The organism is Acinetobacter sp. 226-1 (assembly GCF_030329325.1).
In the GTDB taxonomy this organism is placed as follows: domain Bacteria; phylum Pseudomonadota; class Gammaproteobacteria; order Pseudomonadales; family Moraxellaceae; genus Acinetobacter; species Acinetobacter sichuanensis.
Map to the genome: position 1 here is coordinate 1 of NZ_JACANU010000015.1, position 18,297 is coordinate 18,297.

The following is an 18,297-nucleotide window of genomic DNA, read 5'->3' on the forward strand; positions in this document are numbered from 1 at the left end:
GGATGATCAGTAAATAAGGTAAGCAAATGGAATGGACTCTGTTTTTCCTTGAAATTTTATTAGTCGTGAATGGATTTATATTTATTAATTTTAGCGTATGGAGTTGGTAGGTTATTACCTACCTTGGAGATGATTTAATGATGACTCAGAATTTTACGATTGAAGACTATTTATTTTTAAAATATAAAACACTTGTCATACAGCTAGACGATGTATGTAAAGAGTACTACCCTCACCTGACAAAAAAAGTAATCTACGAACGCGCTAGTAAACAGGAATTTCCCTTTTCCTGTTTTAGACTAGATGGAAGTCAAAAGTCACCTTACTTTGTACATATTCGTGAACTTGCAGTACTTTTCAATCAAAAATATGAGATCGCTAAAAAAGATTACGCTACACTTCACCGATAAGGTGTAGCACATCTTCAATTTGTAGGATGTCCTTTCTTTTCTTTACGGAAACATAGATCTGCAAACATTTCCAAGACTCATGTAGACTCACCTGTTGTAATTGAGGGATTGTAAAACCTTGCTCAGCAAGTCGTGTACACCCCTCATGTCTTAAATCATGGAATTTAAGATTTTCAATATTCAGTAATTTACAAGCTTCTCTAAATTCTTTTGCCAAAGTATTAATGTTGACTGGAAACAAGAGTTGGTCACTATAATTTAGCTCTAACATGCGATTCCTATATTCAGGTTTCATTGCTAAATCAATAATCGCCTTACAAGGCTCTAGCACATTAAATTCCTTATTATTGCCTTTAGATCCTCTTGGATTTTTTAAATCTTTCACAAGCCAAGACTGATTAAACTCATCATAATCACTGAGCTTTAAACGACAAATTTCTGATATTCGTCTACATGAAAAAATTGCAAACCACATAATTAAATGCATTGGGTAAGCACTACCTTTTGCACGTCGGTTCCATCTCTCTATAAAGTATTTGGTTAATTTTAATAATTCTTTTGGTGTGGGTAGTCTGTCACGAGATCCTCCGAGTGCCAGTTGTCTTGTTTTACGCATTTGCGCAGTAACACGATCAAAGGTATTTAGATCAACTTCGACATTCCACATGACAGCAGCATGTACCAATACACTACGCATATTGAGAATTTCTGTTTGGATCGCTGTTGGCTTATTTGGTTTGTATCCTAAATCTTCGCTACCCGCTCTACGTAATTTAATATGATGAGACAGATGATCAGAACTAATATTTTGAATTTTACATTTTGAAATTGGAAACTTTCTTAATCGTTTTAGTGCAAGTATCTTAGATCGACAATATACACTTTCCACTTCTTCCAAATACTTATCTATTGCCTGATGCAAAGTATAGTCGATGATCGTGATATCTTTTTTTAATAAAATCTCTGGATTTTCTTCAATCTCAGCTTCTCTTTTAACTAGCCAAGTTTTTGCAACCTTCTTTGATGCAAATGTTTTGCTTTCTTTATAAGCAGGTAATCCCTTACGATTGATACGGATCTCAGCACGATATTTGATTGTGCCATCTGTAAGCTGTCGTGATGTGACGGTACCCATGTTTTACACCTCAATTAACTAAATTCACTATGGCGTAAATCAAGGCGTAAATAAATCGACAAAAAAAGCAAAATAAAGCAAAACGAAGCAGAATAAGGCAAAACGCGAACTTCTATAAATATTTGTTTTTTCAAGGTTAAATTAACAAGTTATTGATATATAATAGTATTACATACTATATGAATGAATTATGGAGTAAAATTACACTCGAATAATTTTTCATCATTGAAAATGAAAGATTGTCCCCTATAATCTAAATGATAAGTGACAATCCAATATGTCCAATTGAGGTTAACTCATGAAAAAACTTTATGTTGCAACACTTAGCTTAACAGCAATGCTGATCGGTTCATCTACTTTTGCAGCAGATCCTGCACAAGAATGTAAAAAACTCCAAGATGACTATAATGTCATTTATGCATCGAAAGGTTTTTGTTTTAAAGATCCTGAAGCTAAAGCTAAATTTGGTAATGATAATTGCTTTACCTCAAAACCTAAGTTTTCAGATAAAGAACAGCAAAAGCTTGATCAAATAGCAGCTCGTCAAAAAGAACTAAATTGTAAATAGCTGTTATAGTAATAATTAATACGTTAAAACAGTCATTTAGCAAGGAGTAAAAGATGACTTACGATGATCAAAATATATTTGCACGAATTTTACGTAATGAACTTCCAGCAATCAAAGTTTATGAAGACGAATATGTTCTTGCATTTATGGATATTATGCCTCAAGCCGATGGTCATACTTTAGTCATCCCCAAAACCCCAGCAGTCACCTTACTTGATTTACCCCCTGATGCTGCCGCATATACCATTCAGATTGTACAAAAAATTGCCAAAGCAATAGAAAAAGCACTTGGTGCTGAAGGTATTGTCTTAATGCAATTATCAGGTACTGCAGCAGGTCAAACTGTGCCACATGTACATTTTCACTTAATTCCAAGCTCAGTACATGAACTTGGTAAACACGCAGCACAATTAGGTGATCAAGAAAAAATTAAAACATTAGCTGAAAAAATTAAAGCCGCTCTTTAATTTTTGGCAGCTCTTAATAGAGAAAATAAGAGGCATCTATTGCCTCTTTTTTTATTTGTATTCATTGTCTATTTTAGTAATTTTTTTGATTGATTTGGTTTTTCGTCATCAAAATGTCATCTGGTCTTCACCCATTTGTAACAAAGTTTGCAGATACTGCATCCAAGTGAGTAAGTCTCGTAAAAATTTGTTTCTTGCTTACTCAATATAAAAAAGTGACAGGCTCATGCCCGACAGAATCGATTTGGAGAAATCTCAATGAAAAAAGTGCTACTCGCTGCCGCAGTTGCATCATTCGGCTTAAGCGCAGCGCAAGCAGCGCCAACATTGTACGGTAAGCTCAATGTTTCGTTAAATCAAGTTCAAAATTACGATTTTGCAGACAACGATGAAACTCAATTAAATTCAAATGCTTCTCGTATTGGTGTTAAGGGTGAAGAAGCATTAACTGATAATATTTCTGCTGTATATCAAGCAGAATGGGCTGTTTCAACTGATGGATCAGGTTCAGATACAGATTGGAGCGCTCGTAACCGTTTCTTAGGTCTTAAATTTAAAAACATTGGTACAGTAAAAGCAGGTAACTACGATTCTTATTTCAAAACTGCTGCTGGTAAATATCAAGATATTTTCAATGATGATACAAACCTAGACATTACCAAAATGATGCATGGTGAAGAACGTCTAAAAAACATTGTTGGTTTTGAAACAGATAAAAACCTTATTATTCCAGGTTTACAATTTAACCTTATGGCGCTTGTAGGCGAACATAATTCAACCGAATATACAACAAAAGAAAATGACAGCTTTAGTGGTGTATCGACGTCAATTACTTACGAAAATAAAGACATCGGCTTAGCTGCTGCAATTGCGGGTAACTTTGCAGTTCCAGGTGACTATGCGGCACTCAGCTTAAAAGATGTTGAATCTGATGCTTATCGTGTTACGGGTTCTTTAGATTTAGGTGCTTTAGGGGCTAAAGGTTTAGTCTTCGGTGCATTATGGCAACATGCTGAACTTTCAGACTCACCTTCTGCTGCTGCATTAGCTGCGGCAAAACTCAAGCCTGAAGCTGCTTCTGCTGAAGAACAAGCATGGGCAATTACTGCGGGTTATACTATTCCAGATACTCCTGTGACATTAAAAGCACAATATCAATCTGCTGAAACGACAGCTGATAGCATGGCAGACCGTAAAATTGATCAATATGGTGTAGGTGTTGACTATAACTTTAACAAACAAACGCGTTTCTATGGTGTCTTAGCACAGCAAAAACAAGATTGGAAAGCTGAAGATAAGAAAACTGTGGTTGGCGTAGGTATGGAATATAATTTCTAATCATAATCAAACCACAAAAATAAAAGGAATATGAGCAATCATATTCCTTTTTATATTTCCATTTTGGACAATATTTTTTTCTCTATTAATCAATGGTTATTATTTTTAATAAAAGAGATTTAAAAACTTAAATCCCTTTTACTTTTAAATGGTATCAATTTTATTTCAAAATACTGGTTTTTCCATACACTTCTTTTGGCATTTCAGCAATTTCTACACATAATTGTACTTCTAAATGAACAGCTTGATAATTTTCAAAATTTTTCAGACATTCAAGTAATTGCGCTGAGATGAATTGACGTTGTTCTAACGTACGCCCAGTCATCATTCCTAAACGCACATGAATATATGCTTGATTGTTATCACCAAAACCAATTAAAAAATCCTGATTTGCACGAATACGTGTTTTGATATTAAAAGGATGATCGACCAAACCTGTATCAAACAAAGCATGATTCAATTTTAACATTAAATCTTGATAATCAAGTTGATCAATATTGTCTGAATATTCAACAATCATTTGTGGCATAACAATAAAACCTTGATAAAAATAAGTTTTGGTTCAGATTATATCATGACGCTGATAAAGGAAATATAAAATAAAATTCACATAAAAATATTTTCAACATTGATTTAAATATAGTTTTTTATGTTATTTTTCATTAAAAAATAAATAACGCTGTTCAATATAGCATCGTATTAATGACCTATTTGTTGATATAAATTTATTTAAGAAAATATTTGAAGCTGCTTTTTTTTACCTAAAAATAATTTAAACAAGAAGAATCCCTGTTGAGATTCTTCTTATTGTATTATTGGAACAGCAGTCGCTAAAATACTGTATTTTTAACTTATTATTTAATGAGTTACACGATTCCAAGCATCTCGTACAGCATGTTTCGCTTCTTCCCAAGTTAAACGTGAAGTACCCTTCACCTGTTCCCACTTCAACTTTAAGTCATGTTCCGCATCTTCAAAGCGCGTTTCAGCAGGATATTCACTACGACCTGTATAACCTAGATGATAAGCTGAGCGATAATCTTTGTCGTAATCTAGATCATTATAAGTATTTAAGGTGTCTGCATAATAAGAAGTATTATTTGCTGTACTACGCCAATAAGCTTCTTCTTCTGTTGGATTGACTGCTTCTGCTGCACCTTTACCAGCTAAACCACCCACGACAGCGCCGACTACACCACCTACAACAGCGCCAATTGGACCACCAACAGCACCTACTGCCGCACCAGCTGCTGCACCACCAGCCGCTCCAAGACCTGTACCAACAGGATGAGCTCCTGGTTCACCTGTAATAGGATCGGCATTTAAATCATCTCTTTGTTCTTTTGGTAAATCTTTAACTACTTCACGATCAATTTCAGGTCTATTTGGGTTAGTCATCTTCTTATTCCTCTTAAAATTATATTGATTTTCTTTTTAAATACAGCATCTGTGTATTTTAAAAAGTAGTCTCTACTATATTGCGCACATTATTTTTATGATGTATTTCCAGTGTAAAAAGCTTTATATTTTTTAAACCTTATATATTATTTTATGTATTTAAAAAATAGCATTTAAATTAATAAAATATAGCTTTCTATTTAATCTATTTGAAATCTCTTATTTTAAATTTACATAGCATAACCTTCACCCACACAAATATTAATATTTTAACAATAAAAAGTTACAAGGTTTTAAGCTTTCTTAAACTAAATTTAAAGTTCTACACCTTATCTACTCTACTTTAAGAGAAAATTATGTTCAAATCGAACTTTAAAAAAATTACCCTTATTGGTGGTCTTGTTTTATTAGGCGTAGCAACTTTAGTTAATGCAAATACTGATGATATTCCTACAGTACAACGAGTAGATCTATACAAATATTCTGGACAATGGCATGAAGTTGCTAGAAAACCTTTATATTTCCAAAGAGTATGTGATTATAATGTAACTGCAAATTACTCATTAAATGAGAAAGGAAATATTGTAGTTGATAATAAATGCTTGAGTAAAAGTGGAAAATTAAACCAATCAATTGGTGAAGCTTTCGTAAAAAATGCTCCAAAAAACAGTCAACTCAAAGTAAGTTTCTTACCTAAAATCATTCGATGGCTACCTGTTGGTCGTGGTGATTATTGGATTTTGAAATTGGATGAAAACTATCAAACTGCTCTAGTGGGTAGTCCTAATAAAAAATATTTATGGGTACTAAGTCGTGATCCAAACATTGATCAGCAAATATTAGATGAATATCTAGATTATGCTAAAACACTGGGTTTTGATTTATCAGATATTATTTACACTAAACAAAAACCATAAATATCTTTAAAAACTAAATATATTGACTATATATAAAAATACTATAAAAAATAATATTGGGTAGCATCTTCTTCTACCCAATAAGTTAATTTAATAGTTTATTATCTTTAAAACTAGACTACTAAATTACTTTACATAATCAATCAAAACATATCAAAATCAATAAGTTTAAATATAATAACTCATAGAATTAAATTATTTAAAAACTACTAGATATTATACATCAATAGAAATAAGCACATAAAAATCTATATTCTCTATAACTTTCTATATAGAAACTCGATAAAGCTGATTCATTCCTAAATAAAAAGAATGCCCATCAATATTAAATCGACGATTCTCTCCTGATTCTAATTGTATTTCCTTTCCAACCTCAACTAAAATAGTTCCTTCACGACTATTTTGCGACATTTGCAAAGGAACTATCTTCACACGTATCTTATCACCATTTAAGGCGGTGGCTATTGTCCAGCCATTTACTTTATTCAATTTAAAAACTCACTTTGAGCTTTTGTAAACAGAGAAGTATTAAATATTAAGACTAACTAAAGCTATTTGTAGAACTAACAAAAATAAGACGATCTGTCTTATCTCACACTTATGATATTTACATCAGCATATAAATTGCGAAATAGAGTTGAAGCCAACCTTCAATTCTAATGATATTCACTTAATATAGACATACTACGCCCAATAATAGGTATAAGCAAATAACTAAAAAACAACTCAGTATCATTTTTAATAATAAGCTTAGCCTACCATTTTCATAAATTTTAATGAGAAAATAAATAATTTTATTTGATCATAATAAAATCTAATTAAATGATTAAGATCAATATAAAAACCCACAGTTTATCACTATGGGCTTTTTGGATCGGCATGCTGCAATCTCATGCTCTGCGTCAATTGTTTGAACTTAAATCTATTTATAAGGAATACGCCATTCCATTAACAACTCAAACACCACCGTTTTGCTTACGGATTCGATCAATCTCACAATAACATCTAAATATTTAAAATGCACGATTTAAAAGTTTTATTTTTAATTTATATTGAAAAGCTTTATTTTATATAAAAAAATACCCAAGCCTTAAGAAGCGCAAGGGTATATAAAACTTTGAATAAAAAATACTTGTACTATAATAGGGGTACAAGTATATAAATCGATAAAAAATATCTACTATGCTGTATTAAATAATAGATATATGAACTTTAAAATTCTTCGTGGTAGCGGGAGCTGGATTTGAACCAACGACCTTCGGGTTATGAGCCCGACGAGCTACCAGACTGCTCCATCCCGCATCAACGAAATGACTTTATACGCCCTAAACACCAACAAAGCAAACTTTATTTAAAATAAAAAATTTTATGATAAAAATCATATAAAAAATATTTTAAAAAAACTAACCAATATCTCCCTGAGTTATAAAATTTGGATGTGAGGCTTTATATGAGTTTAATCTCATCTTTTCATTTTCTAAAAATATTTTAGGCTCTTCTCCCCATGTCGGTTTTCTTGAATCCAAACCTGAATGATTTAAAGCCCAATCAGAAACAATACTATAAACAAAAGTATCATCAGCAAAAATTAACTTTTTTTTCTTCCAACACTACTTACAAAAACCTTATGCGTTGGAAGGGAACCAAATGTACCCATTTGGGTATGAAGATATTTATAAGTTTCAGACATAGATAAAATAACGCACTTAATTAACAGTCCACTATACCCTTTTAATTATTTAATAAAACCCACCTTTTTAATGAGTATCAAATATTGTTGCTTTTACAAGCATACAATTGAAGTTATATATCCAGTTGATTTTTAAAAAATTAAAATAAATTAAATCTAAATAAGCTTGATAATCTTCCAATTTCATTAAAGTATTTTGTATAAGTTTCTATATCAAATCATTACTATTGAATATTAACAATAAATAAAAAGTACTTATAAATTCCTTATTTTTGTTTAGTATGATTTTCTAATGGATTCATTAAAACTTTAAGCTGATCAACTTTTGAAATCGCACTTAAACTATTTTCTTCCAACTTCAAAGACGTCGCTTTTTCTAGATAATCGTGGTGCCTCGTAGGCGCTTTAAATTTTCTATTTTTAATCATGTCAAAGTGTTGATCTGTAAAAACTGCTTGCTCTATTTTCATCATTGCTAAATGTAAATCTTCAAAAGACACTTGAGTATGAGCATCTGTGATATCTATCTCATCAAGTGAATGATTAATGAGCTTTTTAATTTTATCTGGGCTAATATTAATACTATTGGCGATACTAGAAAAAGTACGTCGTAAATCATGGTATGTAAATTCGATACCACTTAATTCAGTGATCTTATATCGTGCCTTACTACGATTGGTCACATGACCATCACCTTGTCTTGCCTGAAAAACATAAGGCTTGCCACCAGATCGTTCAAATCTAGCCTGCATAATATGTTTTAAAATAGGTCCCATTGGTAAAGTAATTGGCTCACCATTTTTAGGATCTACAGAGGTTACTGTTCCGTATTTTAAGTCAACATCTTGCCATTTTAGACTTTCTGTTTCTTCACGGCGAAAGCCTGTTAACAGTACGATGAGTAAAAAATCCTGATTGGTATAAGCATTATGATTATAATAATTTTGACCTACCCATTCAGTTGACAGTACTGTGTGAACCCAATCGTGTATTTGGTCTTTACGTATATACCCTTTTCTTCTTTTAATTTTATTCCAAGCCTTTTTTGCATTGAGCGTTTTTACTGGATTATCAGTCGGTAAAATTGGATGCCCATTATCATCAAGATAATATTCTACAGAAAAATTATAGATAGCTCGCAATACTCGCATTGCCATATCAGCTTGCGCCTTTGAGTTTTTTGATAAATTTTCATGTTTTTCTTGAATCATTTTTCTTGAAACTTCATCAAGCTTAATGTTTTTCCAATCTTCAAGATATTTATCACGCACAATTGTGTAATCTTTAATTGACCTCGGTTTTAGGGATTTAAGATCAAAATACTTATCGAATGCCTCTTTTACTGTTGGTTTTTGTTTTTCTGAATTGGTACAATTTTTTTCCTTCGATAGTTTTTTCTTTTTTTCATTATTGGGGTTAATACCTTGCGACATGAGAAAAAGTTGTTCACGAGCCAATTCTCTTGCTTGAGCTAAGGTGATATTTCCATCTAGCCCAAGAGTAGAACGAATCGCCTTTCCTAATACCTTTTTTTCAACAATATATGTTTTATAATTATTATTCACACGTACAGCAAAGCCAATCAGTTCACTATCCCTATATATTGCAGGCTTAAGCTCTAATTGATCAATAAATGACTTTGTTAGCTTTACTCTTTGTGATGACATATATAAAATCGCAATTTGTCGCAATAACAACCAATATATCATAATATTTTCTCTGGTCTACTATGCGTCTACTTGAAGAAAACACTTGATATTCTCTGAAATTTTGGTTAGTATTGCAAACATTCCAAGTAATTGATATCAAATCATTTCACTTGATAAAGGGCCTGTAGCTCAGTTGGTTAGAGCAGCGGACTCATAATCCGTTGGTCCCCAGTTCAAGTCTGGGCGGGCCCACCAAATAAAACAACCACTTAGGTGCATTAATCCTAAGTGGTTTTTTAATATCTAAATTTATGTAAGCACTATGTCAACAAAGTCTATCTATATAAAAAATCAATAACATTACCATTTCATAGACTACTTAACTCTCCAGAGCTTTATTGCAAAAACTTGTTCATCATAATTTATGCGGTGTACTCAAAATTAGAGAATTTTACTGTAGGATATTCTAGGTAGCGAAACTTATACTCTTATCAAATAAAGATAGATTTTCTCTATATAAGAATCTCTTATTGATCAATCAAAATAAATCACACTACAATGATTATTGCTCGTACTTCATTTTTAAATAATGAATTAATCTTTATACTTATAAAAAAACCTATATAAATATAGGTTTTAAATTTTATTTTCAGCGACTAAGGATTTAAATAAAAATAACTACATAATATTGCCAACCCCAAAGTTGCTAAAACTAAATATGTATTTACAGTATTAAAACTTGCTAAAAATTTCACAATATTCATAAAAACAACAATAATCAACACAAAATGAACACACAAATTATACAATAATATAATGAAGCATTCAGCTCTTTCTTAAACTACCCTTAAAAACAATCACTTTATAAATAAAATATTAAACATTAAATATTAATAACTTAAACACTCTATTCTAAATAAAATATAAATAAAAAATAATTATCAATAACATTAGTTACATTTATTTACATTAAACCAAGAAAAATTCTTATTAACGTAACAATGACCTAGACTTTAAATTACGTCTATATTTTAATTCATCATAATGCTCTATATCATTTTTAAGGTTTAAATTTAGATTAAATAAATACTATTAAAACTATAAATTAAAAATACATACATTTTTGTCTTAGAAAATCATATAATTCAGCAATAATTCACTTTTAAATATTAAATATATGTCGCTTATTATTGGAATTGATCCAGGTTCACGATTAACAGGTTATGGAATTATTGAAAAAGATGGTCAAAAACTAAAATTTGTAGATGCAGGCACAATTCGCACTGAAACTACAGAAATGCCTGAACGTTTAAAGCGAATTTTTGCTGGTATTGATCGTATTGTAAAGTTCCACGGTCCTACAGAAGCTGCTGTTGAACAAGTTTTTATGGCACAAAATCCAGATTCCGCTTTAAAACTAGGACAAGCACGTGGTGCAGCAATTGCAGCTTTAGTTAATCTAGACTTACAAGTTGCAGAGTATACTGCACGACAAATCAAGCAATCTGTCGTTGGTTATGGGGCTGCAGATAAAGAACAAGTTCAAATGATGGTCATGAAGTTATTAAATCTTTCCATTCATCCACAAGCTGATGCTGCCGATGCTTTAGCAGCAGCAATCTGTCACGCACACGCCTCAGGTAGCATGAGCAAACTCGCTGTGCTCAATGCTTTAGGTGGTATGGCACGTGGACGTAGTCGCAATAGTCGTAGACGATAAGATACAGAATTTACACATTATAAATATGGCGCACCATCTTTTTTTATTTCTCGAATCGAAGGTGCTTTGCTATAAGTCGCAATCAACATTTTACCGATTGTTCTCAAGTTTTTTTGTTGATTTGGATCTATTCGAATCAACATTAATTCTTCATCAACTCGACTATTTTCAATTTCCTTACAAATCACGATATTCTCATTACGTTCAATCACTTTATATTGCGGAAACTCCTGCTGAATTTTTTCTTTTAAACTCAACTTTTTTTTAGATTTTGAATGATCTCGTTGAGTATAAATAATCATGAGAATACATGCCGCAAAAACTATTGCGACAACCAAATACTTTTCTGCCATTTTATTTCACTCAAATATATTTCTGTTGATTTTTAAGATAATCATGCCTAGAGCTTTCATGAATTGTAAGAATATAAAATTTTATCAATACATTATGCCGCATAATTTACCACATAATAAACTGCCTCACTCATATGATGTGCCTGTAAACCACGTTGACCTTGTTGTGCTAAATGATCACCAGCTAAGGCATGCAAAGTCACAATATCATGTAAGCTAATTTGATCTGAAAATTGGGCTTTTAAACTCGCAATCATTCCTGCAAGCACATCCCCCATTCCACCTGTTCCCATGCCTGCATTTCCTGCTGAACAAATCCATAAAAGCTGCTGTTCAAGTGTCAAACTACCTGAACCTTTTAACACCCATTGCCCTGCATATTTTTCTTTTAACTGATAAATCGCAGCAATTCGATCGGTCTCTATTTCAGATACTGAACAATTTAATAACTTTGCAGCTTCGCCAGAATGAGGGGTTAAATAGGTCTGCGCATTCACTTTGATTGGATGAAGGGCTAAAAACCATAGCGCATCAGCATCTAAAACAACATGTAAATGTGTGGTTAAATTTATTTTAGAAAACCATTTCAAAAATTGTTGCTCTGCCCAAACATCACGTCCTAATCCCATTCCTAAGCTGATCGCATCAACTTGATCTAATAAGTTCTGAATGGTTTCATCACTTAATTCATTGATATCACGTAACATGATATTGGGAGATCGTGCCAAAATTGCAGCATGATGTTTTTGATGACAAACCACTGTGACTTTACCTGCACCCGCACTAAATGCTGACTCGGCTGCCATCATCACTGCTCCACCCATTTCAGCATGCCCACCAACAACTAAAACGTGCCCATAACTCCCTTTATGACCAAATGCTTTACGTGGTGGTAAACAAATTTTCGTTGTAGCGAGTTGCGCTAAACTTTGCAACTCGGCATCTGGTGGAATCGCAGAAATAACATCAATTTTTCCTGCATATTCTCGACCTTGTCCTGTTAATAATCCTGCTTTTAACCCCAACATGCTATAAGTCCAATCCGCTTTTACTGCAATGGGTAAGCTTTGTCCTGTATTTGCATGTAAACCGCTCGGTACATCTATGGCAATTTTCAAACCTGTTTGCTGATTAAATTTTTCAATAACAGCTTGCCACTCTTTATTTAATACTCGATTTAAACCAATACCAAACAAAGCATCAATATGACAATCAAACTGCTGATGCTGTTCAAAACCTTGTTGAATATTCACTTGATTATTTTTTGCCAATTGCATTGCTTGATCTAAGTCTTCAGAATGACCCAAAGGTGCAGCAAAAACGGTGACCTGATAACCCAATTGTTGTAAATATTTTGCCAAACAATAACCATCTCCAGCATTATTTCCTGCTCCACACCAAATGGCTATGTTCTGAATTTTAAGCTGATTTTGGGAAAGCTGTTGAGAAAATAAAGTCAATAAACGCTGTGTGATTAACCATGCGACTTGCTGCATCAAGCCAAAAGAACTATTTTGCTGATCAAACCAACGCGCTTCCCATGCTTGAATTTCATGGCTGTGATAAACTTGAACGTGCATTATTCTTCCCTATATCTTCTATGTCAGCTTCTTTATCTTCAACTTCTATTGCATTACAACAGATTGATCCGCAACAACTTAAAATGTGGATCAAGGAACAAGCTTTGCAACTTGGCTTTGCTGATTGTGTCATTGCCAAACCTGATGCTCAAGCAGAATTAGCACGATTTAAAGAATATTTAAAACGTGGTTATCATGGTGATATGAAATTTTTAGAAGAAAATTTAGAAAAACGTGCTGATCCAACTTTATTAGTCCCTAACACAAAAAGTATCATTTGTGTGCGTATGAACTATTTGGTCGAAACGCCAAAGCCGCGTTATGTACCTGATGCACCCAATTCTGCCATTATTGCACGTTATGCTCGGGGGCGTGATTATCATAAAGTCATGCGTGGACGACTAAAAACGCTAGCAAATTTAATTAAAGAAAAAATTGGTGATTTTGAATCGCGTCCTTTTGCTGACTCTGCGCCTGTTTTTGAAAAAGCACTGGCTGAAAATGCAGGAATGGGCTGGACAGGTAAACATACTTTACTCATTCATAAAAAATCAGGCTCATTTTTTGTTTTAGGTGAATTATTTACTTCCCTAGATTTGCCTTTTGATGGACCTACGACCAAACATTGCGGTTCATGTACAGCATGTATTGATATTTGCCCAACGCAAGCAATTGTTGAACCCTATATGTTGGATGCTCGAAAATGTATTGCGTATTTAACAATTGAATATAAAGGTGTCATTCCTGAAGAATTAAGACGAGGCATTGGTAACCGAGTTTTTGGCTGTGATGATTGTCAACTGATCTGTCCATGGAATAGCTTTGCAAAAAAAACCAGTATTGAAGATTTCAACCCGAGACATGGGTTAGATCAAGTTTCACTTTTAGACTTATGGCACTGGGATGAAGCAACTTTTTTAACTTGCACAGAAGGCAGTCCAATTCGGCGCACAGGATATCAAAGTTTTATGCGAAATATTGCGATTGGTTTAGGTAATGCACCATTTTCACCCCAAATTTTACAAGCTTTAGAGCAACAAAAATCTACTCATGATGAGATTGTGCAAATCCATGTTGACTGGGCGATTGCCGAACAACTGAGAAAATCTAAGGAAAATATCTAAAAAATTTATTTATTTTTCAGCCTCATTTTAAAAGCACGTTCTTTACCAAGTTACTGATATTTGTTTTTTTTAATGACGAATACACTGAAGTTAGCAAAAGTTTCAAACTCATTTATGCGAGTAAATGACGTAAAAAACAGTCAACTTTGTAAGTAAATTACTATTTTTATTTTGAATTTATATGATAATCTTAAGTCAATATGCCAATTACAATTTGGACGTTTTTGCCCTTTGGCTTTGGCATGATTTGTGTATGATAAATACAGATAGCGAGATTTTCAGGGATTTGACCTATGCCTTTAGTACGAAATGATTGGACACGTGACGAGATCCAAGCCTTATATGAACAACCTTTTCTAGACTTGGTGTTTAAAGCTCAACAGATTCACCGTGATCATTTTGAGGCAAACACGATTCAGGTCAGTACACTACTTTCAATCAAAACAGGTAAATGTCCTGAAGATTGTAAATATTGCTCACAATCAGTACATTATGACTCTAAGCTTGAAGCTGAAAAACGTATTGCTGTAGATAAAGTTATTAGTGAAGCAAAAGAAGCATTAGCTTCTGGTTCATCACGTTTTTGTATGGGCGCTGCTTGGCGTAATCCGCATGAACGCGATATGCCTTATGTGCTCGAAATGGTACGTGAAGTCAAAGCCTTAGGTCTTGAAACCTGTATGACTTTAGGCATGCTCAACCAATCTCAAGCTGAGCGTTTACATGAAGCAGGTTTAGATTACTACAACCACAATTTAGACACTTCACGTGAATATTATTCACACATCATTAGCACACGTACTTTTGATGACCGTTTAAACACGCTCGATCATGTGCGTAGTGCAGGTATGAAAGTGTGTAGTGGTGGTATTGTTGGTTTAGGTGAAAACCGTAATGACCGTATTGGTTTATTGCAAGAGCTTGCGACTTTACCTACACATCCTGAATCTGTGCCAATCAATATGCTTGTTCCTATTGATGGTACGCCATTAGCAGATGTAGAGAAATTGGATGTCACAGAATGGATTCGTACCATTGCAGTGGCACGTATTATCATGCCAAAAAGCTATATTCGCTTGTCAGCAGGACGTGAAGCTTTAACGGATTCAGATCAAGCTTTAGCCTTCATGGCAGGTGCAAACTCATTATTTAGTGGTGAAAAATTATTAACCACGCCAAATGCAGGCGAAGGCAAAGACAAACAACTTTTCAATAAACTTGGTTTAAAAGCTGAAAAAGCCAAACCTACAGCAGCCGAACTCTCTGTGGATGCAATGGCAAGCTAAATAAAGTTAAGTCAAAAAGTCATATTTTTAATGAAAAAGCGATATTTAACTTATCGCTTTTTTTATGTATAGAAAAATATGAATCGTACAAATTCATCAGACTTTATAATGAAGTAATCAAAATGCCATATTTTGCATTTAAGTACATCCCTTCTCGGATAATATCTTTGCCATTGGCATGGTTGACAATTAATTCTTGAGTAAAAGCATCATATTGAAAAGAATCAAAGCAATCTTGATGATGGCATAGCCACGTTAAAGTATCAGCTAAGCTTTGATCAACAACGTAGCTATCTAGAGAAAAGTTTTTAGACATTTCAATAAAAATTCAAAATATGAGAATCACTTATTTTAACTGAAATAAAAAGATAAAAACTAAATAAAAATATTGCGATAGATTTATATTATTTTTTCAATATCATCACACTACATTGCACATAATGTGATGATATTCCGCTTGTATTTTCATATAAAATTAATGAGAAATACCACATTTACGACATTCTTTAGTCACAACAGAGTATTCATTAATCTCATATTCAAATTGGTGTACACACAAAATCTTTTTGATCTTTTGAAACATTCATAACCTCCCATTGTTGAACCTTTTCATGTTTTATCCTAAAACATATATTTTTATAAAGGTGTCTCATATATTTAGCATATTTGTGAACTATTTCAAGTTATATTTACATTATAAAAATTAGACTTTAGTCTATATATTGCTACAACATTTTCAAATAATGATAATTTCATAAATCTTTGTTTTTAAAATTAAATACCTTTATTTTCGTTACAAAAAAAATGTTAATTTTTTGATTGCTTTCAGCTTATTTTTCGCTAGGATGAAGAAGTATTTTTTCTATTTGATGCTTTTTAAATAGAACGGATTATCTAAAGACCAACCAATTTACAACAAAATAAAGGATAGTATATGCAAGGAAATATGATGCTTCAGCCGCTGCTGATTAGTAATTTAATTGAGCATGCAGCGCGTTATCATGGTGATACAGCAATCATTTCTAAAAATACAGATGGCACAATAACAACAACTGATTGGACACATGTTGCTGAAAATTCAAAACGTTTTGCGAATGCTTTAGCAAGTTTAGGAACAGCACATGGCGACCGTATTGCAACAATTGCATGGAATAACCATCGTCATTTAGAATCTTGGTATGCCATTTCAGGTAGTGGCATGATTTGCCACACCATTAACCCTCGCCTATTTCCAGAACAGCTTGTTTTCATTATTAATGATGCTCAAGACAAAGTTGTTTTATTCGATAAAACTTTTTTACCTTTAATTAGTGCCGTTAAAGCACATACCCCAACTGTTGAGCATTTTATTTGCTTAGGTGCTTTTGACCAAGATGTAGCGACTGCACTACCTGAAGTAAAATTTTACGATGCACTTATTGCAGAAAACTCTGCTGAGTTTGATTGGCCAAACTTTGACGAAAATACAGCAAGTTCTCTTTGCTATACATCAGGTACAACAGGCAACCCGAAAGGTGCTTTATATAGCCACCGTTCAACGATTCTACATACTTATGCTATTTGTTTACCTGACTCTTTAAATCTTTCAGCAAATCATGTGATGTTGCCTGTAGTGCCAATGTTTCATGTGAACGCTTGGGGGACACCTTATGCTGCTGCAATGGTCGGTTGTACTTTTGTTCTTCCTGGTCCAGGCTTAGACGGTGCAAGTCTAGTACAAATGATTGACCAGTATAAAGTGAATATCGCCTTAGGTGTTCCAACCATTTGGCAAGGCTTACTTGCCGCAGCAAAACAATTGGGTAGTAGCTTAAACAGTCTCAATCGTAACGTTGTGGGTGGTTCAGCTTGCCCACCTGCAATGATGAAAGCATTCAGAGATTTATATCACTGTGAAACTATTCACGCATGGGGTATGACTGAAATGAGCCCTCTTGGCACCAGTAATCAGTTGAAAGCCAAACATCAACAATTGTCTTCAGAAGAACAATTAAAAGTTCGTCTGTCACAAGGTCGCCCACCTTTTGGTGTCGATATTCGTATTACAGATGAAGAAAATGGCACTCATGAAGTTGCACGTGACGGTCATACCACGGGTAACTTACAAGTAAAAGGTCATTGGATTATTGAGTCTTATTATGGAAAATCTAACAGTGCGACGACAGCAGATGGTTGGTTTGATACAGGCGATATTGCTTCAGTCAATGAAGACGGCTACCTCCTACTCAGTGACCGTGCTAAAGACCTCATTAAATCAGGTGGGGAATGGATCTCGTCTGTAGAACTTGAAAATATTGCAATGAGTCATCCAAATATTGCGATGGCAGCCGTCATTGCTGCAACTCATCCAAAGTGGGATGAACGTCCTATTGTGATTGCAATCAAACAACAAGGTGCTGAAGTCACTGAAGAAGATGTATTAAACTACTATTCAGATAAAATTGCTAAATGGCAAATTCCAGACAAGGTTATTTTCGTTGATGCAATTCCATTAACAGGTACAGGTAAAATGCTGAAAAAAGACTTACGTGAACAGTATGGTTCTGTACTTTTAGAAAGCTAAAATATTTTTTTATTAAAAATAGCAAGTCATAACTACGCTATAAAGCCACGTTCATCGTGGCTTTTTTATTGCCGATGTTTGAACTTTTAATCATAAATA

Annotated in this window: 17 protein-coding genes and 2 tRNA genes; 10 read left to right on the top strand and 9 right to left on the bottom strand. The window is 33.4% G+C overall.

Going from position 1 to position 18,297, the window contains the following annotated elements; translation table 11 throughout:
- The first annotated feature begins 137 nt into the window (after positions 1-137).
- A complete protein-coding gene (locus HX124_RS15670; protein ID WP_228199096.1) occupies positions 138-410 on the top strand; it encodes a pyocin activator PrtN family protein in 273 nt (90 codons plus the stop codon).
- Here the strand turns inward: HX124_RS15670 and HX124_RS15675 are convergent.
- Positions 394-1,545: a tyrosine-type recombinase/integrase gene (locus tag HX124_RS15675; RefSeq protein ID WP_286384042.1), complete on the bottom strand. Its 1,152-nt coding sequence runs from the start codon at positions 1,543-1,545 to the stop codon at positions 394-396. The two genes, HX124_RS15670 and HX124_RS15675, sit on opposite strands and share 17 nt — an antisense overlap.
- Positions 1,546-1,843: 298 nt before the next feature.
- Here HX124_RS15675 and HX124_RS15680 point away from each other — a divergent pair, with 298 nt between their 5' ends.
- The 3 genes from HX124_RS15680 (at position 1,844) to HX124_RS15690 (ending at position 3,918) form a co-directional block, all read left to right on the top strand.
- On the top strand, positions 1,844-2,113 hold the full coding sequence (locus HX124_RS15680; protein WP_373431889.1) for a YARHG domain-containing protein: 270 nt from the start codon (positions 1,844-1,846) through the stop codon (positions 2,111-2,113).
- Between the two features lie 53 nt (positions 2,114-2,166).
- Complete coding sequence (locus HX124_RS15685; protein ID WP_107010127.1) at positions 2,167-2,580, top strand: HIT family protein; 414 nt, start codon at positions 2,167-2,169, stop codon at positions 2,578-2,580.
- A 258-nt stretch (positions 2,581-2,838) separates the two neighbouring features.
- Positions 2,839-3,918 carry a porin gene (locus tag HX124_RS15690; RefSeq protein WP_286384041.1) on the top strand — a complete coding sequence of 360 codons (1,080 nt, stop codon included), beginning with the start codon at positions 2,839-2,841 and terminating at the stop codon, positions 3,916-3,918.
- A gap of 160 nt (positions 3,919-4,078) precedes the next feature.
- Here HX124_RS15690 and HX124_RS15695 read toward each other — a convergent pair whose 3' ends face one another.
- Together HX124_RS15695 and HX124_RS15700 are read right to left on the bottom strand one after the other, a co-directional pair.
- A complete protein-coding gene (locus tag HX124_RS15695; RefSeq protein ID WP_286384040.1) occupies positions 4,079-4,447 on the bottom strand; it encodes a 5-carboxymethyl-2-hydroxymuconate Delta-isomerase in 369 nt (122 codons plus the stop codon).
- 329 nt (positions 4,448-4,776) lie between these two features.
- Positions 4,777-5,316: a hypothetical protein gene (locus HX124_RS15700; protein WP_286384039.1), complete on the bottom strand. Its 540-nt coding sequence runs from the start codon at positions 5,314-5,316 to the stop codon at positions 4,777-4,779.
- A gap of 356 nt (positions 5,317-5,672) precedes the next feature.
- Between HX124_RS15700 and HX124_RS15705 the strand changes: the two genes are divergently transcribed.
- The gene (locus HX124_RS15705) at positions 5,673-6,233 is read left to right on the top strand and encodes a lipocalin family protein (RefSeq protein ID WP_286384038.1); all 561 of its coding nucleotides are present in this window, start codon (positions 5,673-5,675) and stop codon (positions 6,231-6,233) included.
- A gap of 267 nt (positions 6,234-6,500) precedes the next feature.
- Here the strand turns inward: HX124_RS15705 and HX124_RS15710 are convergent, their stop codons facing one another.
- The 3 genes from HX124_RS15710 to HX124_RS15720 all read right to left on the bottom strand — a co-directional run bounded on the left by HX124_RS15710 (position 6,501) and on the right by HX124_RS15720 (position 9,590).
- Positions 6,501-6,722, bottom strand: a complete 222-nt coding sequence (locus tag HX124_RS15710; RefSeq protein ID WP_286384037.1) for a transposase — start codon at positions 6,720-6,722, stop codon at positions 6,501-6,503.
- A gap of 736 nt (positions 6,723-7,458) precedes the next feature.
- Positions 7,459-7,535: transfer RNA gene (locus HX124_RS15715), tRNA-Met, on the bottom strand.
- A 654-nt stretch (positions 7,536-8,189) separates the two neighbouring features.
- Entirely contained in the window at positions 8,190-9,590 is a 1,401-nt protein-coding gene (locus tag HX124_RS15720) for a tyrosine-type recombinase/integrase (RefSeq protein ID WP_286384036.1), read from the bottom strand.
- Between the two features lie 160 nt (positions 9,591-9,750).
- Between HX124_RS15720 and HX124_RS15725 the strand changes: the two genes are divergently transcribed.
- Both HX124_RS15725 and ruvC read left to right on the top strand, forming a co-directional pair.
- A tRNA-Ile gene (locus HX124_RS15725) sits at positions 9,751-9,827 on the top strand.
- A 922-nt stretch (positions 9,828-10,749) separates the two neighbouring features.
- Entirely contained in the window at positions 10,750-11,292 is a 543-nt protein-coding gene (gene ruvC, locus HX124_RS15730; protein ID WP_107009099.1) for a crossover junction endodeoxyribonuclease RuvC, read from the top strand.
- 17 nt (positions 11,293-11,309) lie between these two features.
- Here ruvC and HX124_RS15735 read toward each other — a convergent pair whose 3' ends face one another.
- Together HX124_RS15735 and HX124_RS15740 are read right to left on the bottom strand one after the other, a co-directional pair.
- A complete protein-coding gene (locus tag HX124_RS15735; RefSeq protein ID WP_286377821.1) occupies positions 11,310-11,645 on the bottom strand; it encodes a hypothetical protein in 336 nt (111 codons plus the stop codon).
- A 92-nt stretch (positions 11,646-11,737) separates the two neighbouring features.
- Positions 11,738-13,225: an NAD(P)H-hydrate dehydratase gene (locus HX124_RS15740; RefSeq protein WP_286384035.1), complete on the bottom strand. Its 1,488-nt coding sequence runs from the start codon at positions 13,223-13,225 to the stop codon at positions 11,738-11,740.
- Between the two features lie 20 nt (positions 13,226-13,245).
- Here HX124_RS15740 and queG point away from each other — a divergent pair, with 20 nt between their 5' ends.
- Complete coding sequence (gene queG / locus HX124_RS15745) at positions 13,246-14,349, top strand: tRNA epoxyqueuosine(34) reductase QueG (protein WP_286384045.1); 1,104 nt, start codon at positions 13,246-13,248, stop codon at positions 14,347-14,349.
- Between the two features lie 293 nt (positions 14,350-14,642).
- Positions 14,643-15,635 carry a biotin synthase BioB gene (bioB, locus tag HX124_RS15750; protein ID WP_107009102.1) on the top strand — a complete coding sequence of 331 codons (993 nt, stop codon included), beginning with the start codon at positions 14,643-14,645 and terminating at the stop codon, positions 15,633-15,635.
- A gap of 103 nt (positions 15,636-15,738) precedes the next feature.
- On the opposite strand, the gene HX124_RS15755 is transcribed toward bioB, so the two are convergent.
- The gene (locus HX124_RS15755; protein ID WP_286377823.1) at positions 15,739-15,951 is read right to left on the bottom strand and encodes a hypothetical protein; all 213 of its coding nucleotides are present in this window, start codon (positions 15,949-15,951) and stop codon (positions 15,739-15,741) included.
- A gap of 618 nt (positions 15,952-16,569) precedes the next feature.
- Here HX124_RS15755 and HX124_RS15760 point away from each other — a divergent pair.
- A complete protein-coding gene (locus HX124_RS15760) occupies positions 16,570-18,198 on the top strand; it encodes a long-chain-fatty-acid--CoA ligase (RefSeq protein ID WP_286384034.1) in 1,629 nt (542 codons plus the stop codon).
- Positions 18,199-18,297 lie beyond the last annotated feature (99 nt).